The organism is Kitasatospora sp. HPM-01-4, from assembly GCF_051374625.1.
Taxonomy (GTDB): domain Bacteria; phylum Actinomycetota; class Actinomycetes; order Streptomycetales; family Streptomycetaceae; genus Kitasatospora.
This window is the reverse complement of the sequence record NZ_JBPQGP010000005.1, coordinates 4,369,228-4,381,770: the sequence shown is the minus strand read 5'-3', so window position 1 is coordinate 4,381,770 and position 12,543 is coordinate 4,369,228. Positions and strand designations below refer to the sequence as shown.

The 12,543-nt window shown below is 73.7% G+C and carries 11 protein-coding genes and 2 pseudogenes; 9 read left to right on the top strand and 4 right to left on the bottom strand.

The window, feature by feature from the left end; all coding sequences use genetic code 11:
- Positions 1–47: 47 nt before the first annotated feature.
- Positions 48–722 (bottom strand): peptide deformylase, encoded by a 675-nt coding sequence (def, locus tag ACSMTC_RS19070; protein WP_436560905.1) that lies wholly within the window; start codon positions 720–722, stop codon positions 48–50.
- A gap of 104 nt (positions 723–826) precedes the next feature.
- On the opposite strand from def, the gene ACSMTC_RS19065 reads away from it, so the two are divergent.
- Positions 827–1,453, top strand: a complete 627-nt coding sequence (locus ACSMTC_RS19065) for a winged helix-turn-helix transcriptional regulator (protein WP_436560904.1) — start codon at positions 827–829, stop codon at positions 1,451–1,453.
- 76 nt (positions 1,454–1,529) lie between these two features.
- Here the strand turns inward: ACSMTC_RS19065 and ACSMTC_RS19060 are convergent, their stop codons facing one another.
- Together ACSMTC_RS19060 and ACSMTC_RS19055 are read right to left on the bottom strand one after the other, a co-directional pair.
- Positions 1,530–2,384, bottom strand: coding sequence for an ABC transporter permease subunit (locus ACSMTC_RS19060; protein WP_436560903.1), 855 nt, complete (start codon positions 2,382–2,384; stop codon positions 1,530–1,532).
- On the bottom strand, positions 2,381–3,304 hold the full coding sequence (locus ACSMTC_RS19055) for an ATP-binding cassette domain-containing protein (RefSeq protein WP_436560902.1): 924 nt from the start codon (positions 3,302–3,304) through the stop codon (positions 2,381–2,383). Before ACSMTC_RS19055 ends, ACSMTC_RS19060 begins: the two co-directional genes overlap by 4 nt.
- Positions 3,305–3,438: 134 nt before the next feature.
- Between ACSMTC_RS19055 and ACSMTC_RS19050 the strand changes: the two genes are divergently transcribed.
- The 3 genes from ACSMTC_RS19050 (at position 3,439) to ACSMTC_RS19040 (ending at position 5,952) form a co-directional block, all read left to right on the top strand.
- Complete coding sequence (locus ACSMTC_RS19050) at positions 3,439–4,677, top strand: sensor histidine kinase (RefSeq protein ID WP_436560901.1); 1,239 nt, start codon at positions 3,439–3,441, stop codon at positions 4,675–4,677.
- Positions 4,677–5,336, top strand: a complete 660-nt coding sequence (locus tag ACSMTC_RS19045) for a response regulator (RefSeq protein WP_436560900.1) — start codon at positions 4,677–4,679, stop codon at positions 5,334–5,336. The genes ACSMTC_RS19050 and ACSMTC_RS19045 overlap by 1 nt, the downstream gene beginning before the upstream one ends.
- A gap of 103 nt (positions 5,337–5,439) precedes the next feature.
- Positions 5,440–5,952: a nuclear transport factor 2 family protein gene (locus ACSMTC_RS19040; protein WP_436560899.1), complete on the top strand. Its 513-nt coding sequence runs from the start codon at positions 5,440–5,442 to the stop codon at positions 5,950–5,952.
- 51 nt (positions 5,953–6,003) lie between these two features.
- Here the strand turns inward: ACSMTC_RS19040 and manA are convergent, their stop codons facing one another.
- Complete coding sequence (gene manA / locus ACSMTC_RS19035) at positions 6,004–7,197, bottom strand: mannose-6-phosphate isomerase, class I (protein WP_436560898.1); 1,194 nt, start codon at positions 7,195–7,197, stop codon at positions 6,004–6,006.
- A 504-nt stretch (positions 7,198–7,701) separates the two neighbouring features.
- On the opposite strand from manA, the gene ACSMTC_RS19030 reads away from it, so the two are divergent.
- The 5 genes and pseudogenes from ACSMTC_RS19030 to ACSMTC_RS19010 all read left to right on the top strand — a co-directional run bounded on the left by ACSMTC_RS19030 (position 7,702) and on the right by ACSMTC_RS19010 (position 12,530).
- The gene (locus ACSMTC_RS19030) at positions 7,702–8,466 is read left to right on the top strand and encodes a polyprenol monophosphomannose synthase (RefSeq protein WP_436560897.1); all 765 of its coding nucleotides are present in this window, start codon (positions 7,702–7,704) and stop codon (positions 8,464–8,466) included.
- Positions 8,467–8,801: 335 nt separating this feature from the next.
- On the top strand, positions 8,802–9,770 hold the full coding sequence (locus tag ACSMTC_RS19025) for an MBL fold metallo-hydrolase (RefSeq protein WP_436560896.1): 969 nt from the start codon (positions 8,802–8,804) through the stop codon (positions 9,768–9,770).
- Between the two features lie 37 nt (positions 9,771–9,807).
- Positions 9,808–10,377, top strand: a pseudogene (mobA, locus tag ACSMTC_RS19020) (molybdenum cofactor guanylyltransferase); the annotation flags it as partial.
- 567 nt (positions 10,378–10,944) lie between these two features.
- Positions 10,945–11,259: pseudogene (locus tag ACSMTC_RS19015) on the top strand (DUF6457 domain-containing protein); the annotation flags it as partial.
- A gap of 5 nt (positions 11,260–11,264) precedes the next feature.
- Positions 11,265–12,530 (top strand): molybdopterin molybdotransferase MoeA, encoded by a 1,266-nt coding sequence (locus tag ACSMTC_RS19010; protein WP_436564732.1) that lies wholly within the window; start codon positions 11,265–11,267, stop codon positions 12,528–12,530.
- Positions 12,531–12,543 lie beyond the last annotated feature (13 nt).

Below are 12,543 nucleotides of genomic sequence, written 5' to 3'. Positions count from 1 at the left end.
GGAGTTTAGACCGGCCGGATCCGAACTCCCGTACCCGGTCCGGGTCTTCAGGACCTTTGGGTCAGCTCGGCCGCCCGCAGGGCACGGCGCCGGTGCACGTCCTCGCGCTCGTCGGCCATCTGCCGCAGGGCGTCCCGGCGGTCCCGCCTGGCGAGGCGGTCGAGGTACAGGTGGCCCTGCAGGTGGTCACTCTCGTGCTGCAGGCAGCGGGCGAAGTAGCCGGAGCCCTCGATGACCAGGGGGCTTCCGTGCTGGTCGCAGCCGCGCACCACGGTCCGGTGGTTCCTGGGGACCTCCATGGCCGCGCCGGGGACCGACAGGCAGCCTTCGACGTCCTCGATGAGGCGGCGCCGCGCCCGGGCCTCTTCGTCGATGACCGGGTTGAGGATGTGGCCGACATGGCGGACGCCGTCCTCGTCCTGGCAGTCGTAGACGAAGAGTTGCAGGTCGACGTCGACCTGGTTGGCGGCCAGCCCGGCTCCCTCGGCGACGTACATGGTCAGGAACATGTCGTCGATGAGCTTCGAGAGCTCGGGGGTGCCGAACTGTGTCACGGGGCGGCAGGGGCGGTGCAGGATCTCCTCGCCGACCTCGGTGATCCGCAGCACCGAACCGCGCCGGGCCTCGGGGGACAGTACGGGGTGGGAGTCGACCGGCTTGCCCTGCACCAGGGTTCGGGCTCCGGTGCCGGTCCGGCGGGACCGAGGGGACACTTCGGACATCACCACTCCTGTAGCGGCGGCGAGTCGGCGGAGCATCGCCGGAACGCTACCTGGATGAGAAGATCTGATTGCATGTCACTTTGCAAAGTAGCAGACTTTGCAAAGTGACCGAAGAGGATTTCTCAACCCGACCGCCCATGACGAGTGGTGACGGTCTGCCCGAGCACGAGGTGCGTTCGGCCCTGCTCGCGCTGCTGGCCGAACAGGACACCATCACCTCCACCGAGGCGGCCGGGCGGCTCGGCTACAGCTCCGGGCTGTGCTCCTTCCATCTGCGTCAACTCGCCCGCTACGGAAGGATCGAGGAGGCCCCGCCCACCGACGGCCGTGCCCGGCCGTGGCGGCTGCGGCAGGATCCGGGGCCGGACACCGGCTCCGGTCCGGCGGACGAATCCGCCGCTGCCGCTGCCGAGTTCGGTGAACTGGCCCGAGGTCTGGAGGACGAGAGCTACCGGCGCTGGCTCGCCCTGCGGGAGCAGGCCCCGGCTCGGTGGCAGCAGGACGAGGCCTTCAGCGCGGTGGTCTACCTGACCCCGGAGGAGATGGGCGCGGTCGCCGAATCCGTGCGGCGGACCCTGGCCGGCTTCCGGAGCCGGGAGCAAGGGCCGGCCACGCGCCCCGCCGGTGCCAGGCCGGTCGCCGTCATCGCCCGGGTGTTCCCGCTGCTGCCGGGCTCGGCACAGGGAGTGGCGGAGGACTCGCCCGGGGACGCACCGGGGAGCGCGGGCTGAGCCGGCCGTCCCACCCACCCGTCCCACCGGCGGTCCCACCCACCCCGCCGTCCCACCGGGCCGGCGGCGCACCCCCTCACAGGTCGCGGCGGTCCACGACGAACACGGCGGTGAGCGCCGAGACCAGTGACCAGGCCGCCAGGACGATCCAGGCCTCGCCGACCGGTTCGGCGTACCGGCCGTGCCACATACCGGGGATCCCGTCCACGAGACCGGTCCAGGCGGTGCGCGGCAGCGCGTGCTCGACGTCGATCACCCAGGCGTAGGTGTGGCCGCTGAAGAGCTCGGGGAGCATCAGCAGGGTGACGATGACCGCGACGGTGGCGGTCGCGCTGTGCCGGATGAGGGCGCCCAGACCCATGCCGATGACGGCGGACACCGGGACGATGAGGGCGGAGCCCGCCATGGCCTGCGGTACGCCGGGGTGGCTGAACGACCAGCCGCCGCCCCGGCCGGACAGGATGGCCTGGGACGCGAAGAAGGAGGCCGCCGCGACCACCGCGCCGACGACGAGCATGACCGCCGACACCACGAGCAGCTTGGCCCCCACCACCGAGCGGCGGGCGGGGACGGCCGCGAAGGTGGTGCGGATCAGGCCGGTGGTGTACTCGCCGGTGACGGCGAGCGCGCCGAAGCTGCCGGCGCCGATCATGGCGAGGAAGTAGGAGTTCTGGCTGAAGGCGTCCCGCAGCCAGAAGGACCCGGCCACCTGCTGTGCGGTCATCTCCGGGATCAGGTCGTAGTCGGCCTTGGCGGCCGTCACGTTGAGGCCGATGACGATCAGCGCGCCGAGGCCGAGCCCCCAGCGGGTGGAGCGCAGCGACCACAGTTTGATCCACTCGGCGGCCAGCAGGTCGGTGAACCGGGCCCGGGGCTCGGTGGTGGCACCCGGGCTGTCCGTGGGGCCGGCGGTGCGGGCTGCCGCGCTCATCGGTGGTCTCCTCGGTGGTCTCCGGCGAGGTATTCGACGCTGTCGGCGGTGAGTTCCATGAACGCCTGCTCCAGGGAGGCGCTGCGGGGGCTGAGTTCATGGAGCACGATCCGGTTGTGGAAGGCGAGTTCGCCGATCCGCGCCGCATCCAGTCCGGACACCGTGAGGGTCTCGCCCTCGCCGGGGTGCACCATGGCGCCCTCGGCGGTCAACACCGCTGCCAGCGCGGTCGGTTCGGGGGAGCGTACGGACACGCTCACACCGGTGCCGCGGGCGGCGAACCCGGCCAGGCTCTCCGCGGCGATCAGCTCACCCCGGCCGATCACGATGAGCTGGTCGGCGGTGTGCTCCATCTCGCTCATCAGGTGACTGGAGACGAACACCGTGCGCCCCTCGGCGGCCAGCCGCCGGAACAGGCCGCGCACCCACAGCACACCCTCGGGGTCGAGGCCGTTGAGCGGCTCGTCGAAGAGCAGCACGGGCGGATCGCCGAGCAGGGCGGTCGCGATGCCCAGGCGCTGCTTCATCCCCAGCGAGTACCCGCCGATCCGCCGTCTGGCGGCAGCGGTCAGCCCCACCTCCTGGAGCACCTCGTCCACCCGGCCGCGCGGGATGCCGTTGCTGCGGGCCAGGGCGGACAGGTGCGCCCGCGCGCTGCGCCCGCCGTGGACGTCGCCCGCGTCGAGCAGCGCACCGACGTGGCGCAGGCCGCGCGGACGGTCCCGGAAGCCGCGGCCGCCGACGGTGACCGTGCCACCGGTGGGGTCGTTGAGGCCGAGGATCATCCGGAGCGTGGTGCTCTTGCCGGCCCCGTTCGGGCCGAGGAACCCGGTGACGTGCCCCGGGCGTACGGTGAAGGTCAGCCGGTTCACCGCGGTGGTGCCGCCGTAACGCTTCGTCAGGTCGGTTGCTTCGATCACGGGAGCCACCGTGCCGGTCACCGGGGCCCTACGGCATCGGGCCGGCGGCGGCACTTTCCGAACCGTCGTCAATCCCGGGTATGCCGCCCACGGGCCGATGCGCGGGCGGACGGCGGCTGGCTACGATCACCCCCATGTCCGCTACGCCGCGCTCCTCGCTGCTCAAACGCGTACCACCGGGCGGCTGGATGGCCCTCATCTGGTTCGCCGCCACGGCGTACCCCGTCGCACAAGAGGTGGACGAGATCCGGTGGGTGCCGCAGCTGACCAGGGGTTCGCAACTTCCCCTGGTCGAGCGGGTCTTCGGGTCGAGCTACTTCAACCTGGTGGACATCGTCATGGCGGCCGCCCTGGTGCTGCTGGCCGTGCCCCGGCGGCGCCGGCCGCTGACGGCGGTCGCGCTGCTGCTCGCCGCCACGGTCCTGTCGACGATGGGGCTGAGCGTCAAGGACATCCCGCTGCTGCAGTCCCTGGCGGTCGATGTCGCGGTCTGCTTCGTCGCGGCCACCGAGCCGCGCCGGACCTCGATCGCCACCGCCGTGATGTCGCTGGTGGTGCTGGGCGGTTACGCGCTGACCCGGGTGGCGATGGACATGATGATCTACACCCCGACGCTGATGATCGTGGTGCTGACCACCGTGGTCGCCTGGCTGATCGGCAACGCGATCCACGAGAGCCACGCCCATGCCGACGCACTGCGGTCGCAGGCGACGGCCCAGGCGGTCACCGCCGAACGGATGCGGATCGCAAGGGAGTTGCACGACATGGTGGCGCACAGCATCGGCATCATCGCCATCCAGTCCGGCGTCGCCGCCCGGGTCATCGACACCCAGCCGGCCGAGGCCCGCAACGCGATGAAGGCCGTGGAGGCGACCAGCCGGGAGGCGCTGGCCGGGCTGCGGCGGACCCTGGTCGCACTGCGGCACTCCGACCCGGCGGCGGAGCCTCAGAGCGGTTCCCGGCCGGCGCCGCTGGCACCCGCGCCGGGGCTGGCCGACCTCGACCGGCTGGCCGAGGCGACGACCGCGGGCGCCGGGGTCCGGGTCGAGGTGGAGTGGCGGGGCGAGCGGCGGCCGCTGCCCCCGGACATCGACCTGTCCGCCTTCCGTATCGTGCAGGAGGCCGTCACCAACGTGGTGCGGCACGCCGGGGCCCGGGACTGCCGGGTGTCCATCGACTACCAGGAGAAGGAGCTGTCCGTGGAGGTCGTCGACGACGGCCGTGGCGGTGGCGCGACGGGCACGGGTACCGGGTACGGCCTGGTCGGCATGCGGGAGCGGGTCGGCCTGCTGCAGGGGCAGTTGAGCACCGGACCGCGTCCCGGGGGCGGCTTCCGCGTCGCCGCCCGGCTTCCGCTGCCGGCGGGTGCCTGATGGCGGTAAGGGTCGTCCTGGCCGACGACCAGCCGCTGATGCGCACCGGCCTGCGCGTGATCATGTCCGACGCCGGGGACCTCGACGTGGTGGGCGAGGCCGGGACCGGCGCCGAGGCGGTCCGGCTGGTCCGGGAGCTGCGGCCCGACGTGGTGGTGATGGACATCCGGATGCCCGGCATGGACGGCATCGAGGCCACCCGCCTGATCACGTCCGGGCAGGAGAGCACGCGGGTCCTGGTCCTCACCACCTTCGACGACGACGACTACGTCTACGGCGCGCTGCGCGCGGGTGCGTCCGGCTTCCTGGTCAAGGACATGGCGCTGGAGGACATCCTCGGGGCGGTCCGGGTGGTGGCCGCCGGTGACGCGCTGATCGCGCCGAGCGTCACCCGCCGCCTGATCGAGGAGTTCGCCGGCCGGCCCGAACCGGCCCCGGCGCGCCGGCGCACGCTGGAGGGCATCACCGAGCGCGAGCGCGAGGTGCTGACCCTGGTCGGACGCGGCATGTCCAACAGCCAGATAGCCGACCACCTCTGCTTCACGGTGGCCACCGCCAAGTCCCATGTGGCCAGGCTCTTCACCAAGCTCGGCGCCCGCGACCGGGTCCATCTGGTGATCATCGCCTATGAGGCGGGCCTGGTGGCACCGCCGAAGTGACCTACCGTGCCGGCGGATTCCGGTCCCGGTGGATGAAGCCCTTTCGCCGGTGAGGGAGTTCGGTCCTTGACGTGAAGTCGGCTTGAGATTTCATCATGGAAGCATGACGAACACGAACGGCTGGGGGCCGGACGAGTCGGCCGAACTCGCCATGCTGCGCGAACTGTTGGGCGCGTACGTGGAGCGCGACGCGGTGGTGAGGCTGATCGACCGGTACCTGGCGAGTCTGGACGACCGGGTCTGCGACGAGGAGTGGGCCCGGTCGCTGTTCACCAAGGACGTCCGGCTGGTGTTCCCGATGGGCCGCTGGGAGGGGCTGGCGGGGCTGGCGGAGTACCAGTCCAAGGTGCTGGGGAGATACGCCCGGACGGTGCACTTCGGGTCCAACTACGGCATCACCGTGCAGGGTGGCCGGGCCGCCTTCCAGTTCAACCTGCTCTGCCTGCACGTACTCCCGGACCGGCCGCACGCACAGCGATCGCTCGCGCCCGGCAGCTCCTTCGACATCGCCGGGCGGATGTCCGGCGAGGCCGTGCGCACGGTGGACGGCTGGCGGTTCGACCTGCTCCGGCTCCAGGTGGCCTGGTCCAAGGGCGAACCGCCCATCCGGGAGTGAGCCCTCGCCGCAGCGGGCTCCCCGTGTTCGAGGGGAGCCGCCCGGCAGCGGTCAGAGCGTGACCGTCGCGCGGAAGACGGTGGCGTCCGGCCCGGTGAGTGCGGTGTCGGTGCCGGTCGCCGGGAGGAAGGCGGACTCGCCGCGGGCCAGGGTCAGCGTGCTGCCGTCGGCGGCGGTGAGGCGGGCGGTGCCCTCGGTGCAGAGCAGGATCTGCGGGGCGAGCCCGGTCAGGCGGCGGGTGGCGGTGCCGGGGGTGAACCGGGACAGCCGGAACTCGTCGATCGGCACGGCGTAGAGCTCCTCGCCGTCGGCGTCGGCGACCGGACGCAGCACCTCGGGCTCCCCGCCCTGGAAGATCACCACACGCAGCAGCTCGGGCACGTCCACGTGCTTGGGGGTCAGCCCGCCGCGCAGCACGTTGTCGGAGTTGGCCAGGATCTCGATGCCGAGCCCGCGCAGATAGGCGTGCGGGACACCCGCACCGAGGTACAGCGCCTCACCGGGCTGCAGCCGCACGTGGTTGAGCAGGAGCGCGGCCAGCAGTCCGGTGTCACCGGGGAACTCCCGTGCGACGAAGGCGTAGCCGGCGAACTGGCCGTCCGGCTCGGCCTCGGCGGCCCGCTGGACGGCGGCGGCGACCTCGGCGACGGTGGCCCGGGCGCCGTCGCCGGTCATGGTCAGGATGGTGGCGAGGGCCTCGCTCAGCGCCTCGGACTCGGGCTTGCCCCGCAGGATCTCGATCAGCGGGGTGAGCGCAGGGACACCCAGCGACCGCAGCAGACCGGCCGCCTCGACGGGGGGACGGAACCCGCACAGGCCCTCGAACTCGCTGAGCGCGCAGATCAGTTCGGGCTTGTGGTTGGCGTCCTTGTAGTTGCGGTGCGGAGCGTCGAGCGGCACCCCGCGGGCCTCCTCGTCAGCGAACCCGGCCCTGGCCTGGGCCAGATCGGGGTGCGCCTGGATGGAGAGCGGCGTTCCGGCGGCCAGCACCTTGAGCAGGAACGGCAGCTCGGGGCCGAACTTGGCCACGCCGGTGTCGCCGAGCTCGCGCCGCGGGTCCTCCGCGATCAGCGCCGCGAGTGAACGGCCGCCCTCGCCACGGTCCACCCGGGAGGGTGAACCCGGGTGCGCCCCCATCCACAGCTCGGCCTGCGGCTCACCGGTCGCCGCCACTCCGAGCAGCTCGGGGATGGCGGTGACCGATCCCCAGGCGTACGGGCGGACGGTGTTGACGAGCCTGTCCATGTGCGCGGTCCTGCCTGTTCTGTGCGTCGCCCCGGCCGGCCGGGGCGGTCGCCGGGCCAACCGGGAGTACCCGGGAGTACTGGGAGAAACGACCCTAACCGACCCAGGAGACCGGCGGGCCAGGCCCGAGGGACCTCCCGGTGAACAGCCGGAGCGCGTTCCGCCGGCCGGTACGGCATCGGCGCGGGGCGTCCGGCAGGGGTGTCCGGGACGGATCCGCAGGCCGGACGGCCCGGCTGTGAAGAGGGGCCGGTCCAGCCGCCGACCGCCGTTTGCCGTGCGGCCCACGGGTGTTCAGGTTGGGCTAAGAGACTACCGACGGGGGGAGGTCCGGTCCGGAAAACCCCCTGAGCCCTGGCAGTCGGCGGACTCATCGTGCCGAGGTAGCATGCGCATCCTTGACCTCTTCATACGTGTGGGCCCATACACCAACTCGCGCACTGCCGATCCGGCCTTAGGGCCGCGGGCTCGCTGTTTATTCCAGCTGCTTCGAAAGGCACAGACGTGACTGCCCCCAAGGAGAGCACCTTCGCCGATCTCGGCCCGGTGCTGGTGATCATCCCGACCTACAACGAGGTCGAGAACGTCGAGCGGATCGTCTCCCGGGTGCGGGCCGCCGTCCCCGAGGCGCACGTGCTGGTGGCCGACGACAACAGCCCCGACGGTACCGGCGAGGCCGCCGACAAGATCGCTGCCGAGGACGAGCACGTCCACGTCATGCACCGCAAGGGCAAGGAAGGCCTCGGCGCCGCGTACCTGGCCGGCTTCCGCTGGGGCATCGAGAACGGCTACGACGTCCTGGTCGAGATGGACGCCGACGGCTCCCACCAGCCCGAGGAACTCCCCCGCCTGCTCACCGCCCTGCGCGGAAGCGACCTGGTCCTCGGCTCCCGCTGGGTCCCCGGCGGCAAGATCGTCAACTGGCCGAAGTCCCGCGTGCTGCTCTCCCGCGGCGGCTCCACCTACTCCCGCCTGATGCTCGACGTCCCCATCCGCGACGTCACCGGCGGCTACCGCGCCTTCCGCAAGGAGACCCTGCTCGGCCTGGGCATGGACCAGGTCGCCTCGGCCGGCTACTGCTTCCAGGTCGACCTCGCCTGGCGCGCCGTCAAGGCCGGCTTCAAGGTCACCGAAGTCCCCATCACCTTCATCGAACGCGAACTGGGCGCCTCCAAGATGAGCCGCAACATCGTCGTCGAAGCCCTGCTGCGCGTCACCGCCTGGGGCGTCGAAACCCGCCTCCAGCAGCTCACCGGAAAGAAGAAGTAGCACCCCCGGGGCGGGCGGAGCCGACGCGGCGTCTCCTCGGCACCGGCCCGCTCCCCTGCGCCGCCGCACCGAGTGCGGCGCCGGCCGCGACGGTGGAGCGCCGGAGCCGGTGCGGCGGCGTCGGAGTGGTCATCCGCCTGACAGGACGGTGAACGCGGGGTACCGTGCGCAGCGGGCCTGGGAGGGGTGTCCGCGGACCGGGGGGGGGCCGTGCGCCGGCGTGATGTGGCCGATCACTCACCTGGGCGCGCCTACCCGGCGTTCGTCGGCCGTTGCTTCCAAGCTGGTACCGCACGGGGCCCGGCCGGGCCCGCCACACCGACCAGGGAGCAGACGTGACGCCGTCCCCGTCCGACGATGCCGGGGCACAGCCGGCCGACCGAGGCATGGGGACCCCAGCCGCCCGCCCGCTCCGGATCGAGGTCTTCACCGGCCCGGAGAGCGGCTTCTTCGCCACCTCCACCCTGATCGTGGGCGAGCGGACCGCGATCCTGATCGACACCCAGCTCACCCGCAGCGCCGGACGTGAACTCGCCGAGTGGGTCGCGGCCAAGCAGCGCCAGCTGCTGGCCGTGGTGATCACCCACCACCACCCCGACCACTACTTCGGCGCCGAGGAGGTGCTGAAGCTCTTCCCCAAGGCCCAGCTGCTGGCCGCGCCGCCCGTGGTGGAGGCGATCGCCCGGACCGCCGCCGCCAAGGTCGCCCAGTGGAAGCCGGTGTACGGCGACGACATCCCCGACCACCCGCTGCTGCCCGCCCCGCTGCTGCCCCAGCCGCTGATGGTCGACCAGCAGCTGATCCGGGTGCTGCACCTCGGCCAGGGCGACAGCGAGGGCGCCACCCTCGCCTACGTCCCCAGCGCCCGTACCGTCGTCGCGGGGGACTTCGCCTACCACGGCACCCACCTCTGGACGGCCGACACCGACGAGGCCCGGCGCCTGGACTGGGGCCACAACCTGGCCCGGATCGCCGACCTGGACGTGGACCGGGTGATCGCCGGGCACCGCGCGCCCGGGTACGACGACGACGCGATCCGCGTGCTCGCCTTCACCGGCGAGTACCTGCAGGACTTCGACCGGGCCCTGGCCGAGCATCCCGACGATCCCGAGGCGCTCGCCGCCGCGGTCAACGAGCGCCACGGCGGTCTGACGCTGCCGGTGTTCCTGCAGCTCGGCGCGGCCGCCAACACCGCCAGGCTCGCCGCGGCCCCGCCTGTGACCGGTGAGCCGGTGGGGCCCGCCGTCACCGAGCGGCACGACGAGAGCGGGATCGTCGACGCGGAGATCGTCGACGAGCCCTGAGCGCCTGAGCGGAGGGCCGGCGGCGGATACTGGCGGCATGACGGGGTACGACGCGATGGTGCTGGCCGGGGGCGCCGCCCGCAGGTTCGGCGGAGCGGACAAGCCCGGGCTGGAGGTCGGCGGACGGACCCTGCTCGACCGGGTCCTCGCCGCCTGCGCGGACGCCGGTACGACGGTCGTGGTCGGCCCGCCGAGGGACACCGAACGCGCCGGGGTGACCTGGACCCGGGAGCAGCCGCCCGGCGGCGGCCCGGTCGCAGCCGTCGCCGCGGGACTCGGGCGGATCGGCGCCGAACGCGTCCTGCTGCTCGCCGCGGACCTGCCCTTCCTCGACCGCCCGACACTCCGGCGGCTGCTGGCCGCACTGGACGACACCGGCTGCGAGGGCGCCCTGCTGGTCGACGCCGCCGGCCGCGACCAGCCGCTGGCCGCCGCCTACCGCACCGCCGCGCTGCGCCGCGCGCTGGCCGGCCTCGGCGACCCGGACGGGCTGCCCCTGCGCCGCCTGCTGGCCCCGCTGGACCTCACCCGGCTGGCCGACCCGCGGGGCGCGGCGTACGACTGCGACACCTGGGAGGAGCTGGAGCGGGCGCGGGAGCGGGAGCGTGCTCGGCGGCGGCCGGGCGGCTAGGGCGGGTCGGACACGCCCTCAGGTCTGGTCAGGAGCGCCCGGACGGCTCCGCCGCGAGCAGCGGTTCGAGCTGGGCGGCCCACGGGGGGTAGTGGGCGACTTAGACCGACCGGCAACAGGGCCCGCGGCGTCGCGTGCCGATAGCTCTCGCCTGGACGCACATCCCTCGTCGCGCGCAGCGCCGCTGCGCTCTCCTCACGATGCACGCCCAGACTCGGCTCTCGACCCTCCCCCAGCCTTCGGCCGGGGGGACCCCCTTCTTCACCCACGCTCCCTATTGCCGGTCGGTCTTACTTCCCCGCCCCGCTCACCGGCCCGTTGGAGTACCGCTCCCGGTTCGGAACCCGCGGCCTGCCCGCCGTCGAGCCGCGCGGAATCGCCGACGCCGCCGTGGCGGCCTTCCTGTGCGCCTACGGCCCCGACCGCTGACGGGTCCGCCGGGCCGGACGCTCACGCCGCCCGGGACCTCACCGGGCGTCAGGGGCGGTGGTGAGCGAAACGACTCGTGATCCTGACCGGCGGAGCGGCCCGGGGAGCGTCGCGATCGGGCAGCATGGCCCTATGGAGCGCACGCTGGATGACTGGATCGCCGAAGTCAGCACCGAGCTGGGGATCGACCTGGAGGTGGACGTACGCGGTCTGCTGGACCTCGCCCGGGTGGTCGCGCACGGGGTGGACCGCCCGGCCGCCCCGCTGACCGCCTTCCTGATCGGCTACGCCGCCGCCCAGCAGGGCGGTGGGCCGCAGGCCGTCGCCGCGGCCAGCGCCCGGACCGCCGCGCTGGCCGAGCGCTGGGCGGCGGGCTCGCCGGACGGTGGTGCCGGGTCCGGCGGCGGGCCGGGGACGGGGTCGGCGTGAGCGCGCTGACCGATGTGCCCGAGGCCCCCGGTGCGGCGCGGGCGGGAGGCGGCGGTGGCGCCGCGCCGCTGAGCCGCGGCGGGTGGCCGCAGGCCCGCCGCGCGGCCCGGCTGGCGGTGCGCGGGCCCCTGCCGAAGGTGGAGGTCCCGCTCTCCGAGGCGCTCGGCCGAACCCTGGCGGCGCCGTTGGCCGCGCTCACCGACCTGCCCGGCTTCGACACCTCGGCGATGGACGGCTGGGCGGTCGCGGGCCCCGGCCCCTGGCACACCTCGGGCCGGATCCTGGCGGGGGACCGCCCGGATCCGGACACTCCGGCCGGGACCGGAGAACCCGGGGAGGGGCCGCGGGGCGCACTCGCCGACGGCGAGGCCGTGGAGATCGCGACCGGGGCGCGGGTCCCGGACGGCGCGACCGGGGTGCTGCGCCGGGAGCACGGGCGGGTCGACCGGGGCCTGCTGCACCCGTTGTGCGATGTGGCGCCCGGTCAGGACGTCCGGCCGCGCGGCCAGGAGTGCCGGCGCGGTGAGCCGCTGCTGCCCGCAGGTACGCCGGTCACCCCCGCGGTGCTCGGGCTGGCCGCCGCCTGCGGCCTCGACAGCCTGGCCGTGCACCGCCGCCCGACCGTCGAACTCCTGCTGCTCGGCGACGAGTTGCTGGACTCGGGGGTCCCCGGGGACGGCCTGGTCCGGGATGCGCTCGGCCCTCTGCTGCCGCCGTGGCTGACCGCGTCGGGGGCCGAGATCATCGACCGGCGCCGGGTCGGGGACGACTTCGGGCTGCTCCGGGACGCCGTACGGTTCTCGCCCGCCGATGTGGTGGTCACCACCGGCGGTACCGCGGCCGGTCCGGTGGACTTCCTGCACGAGGCGCTGACGGCCGTCGGGGCGCGGCTGCTGGTGGACGGCGTCGCGGTCCGGCCCGGGCACCCGATGCTGCTGGCCGAGCTCCCCGGCGGACGCCACCTGGTGGGCCTGCCCGGCAACCCGCTGGCCGCCGTCGCCGGGACGGTCACGCTCGCCCTGCCGCTGCTGCACGCCCTCTCCGGCCGCCGTCCCCGGACCCCGGAACCCGCCGTGGCCGCCCGGGACTTCCCCGGCCACCCCGAGGACACCAGGCTGCTGCCGGTGGTCCGCACCGAGGAGGGGGTCCTGCCGCTGGCCTTCGGCGGTCCCGCGATGCTCCGGGGGCTGGCGCTCGCCGAGGCGCTCGCGGTCATCCCGCCCGGCGGCGTTCGGGCGGGCGCCCGGGTGGAGCTGCTCCCGGTGCCGTAGCCGCCCCCGGGAG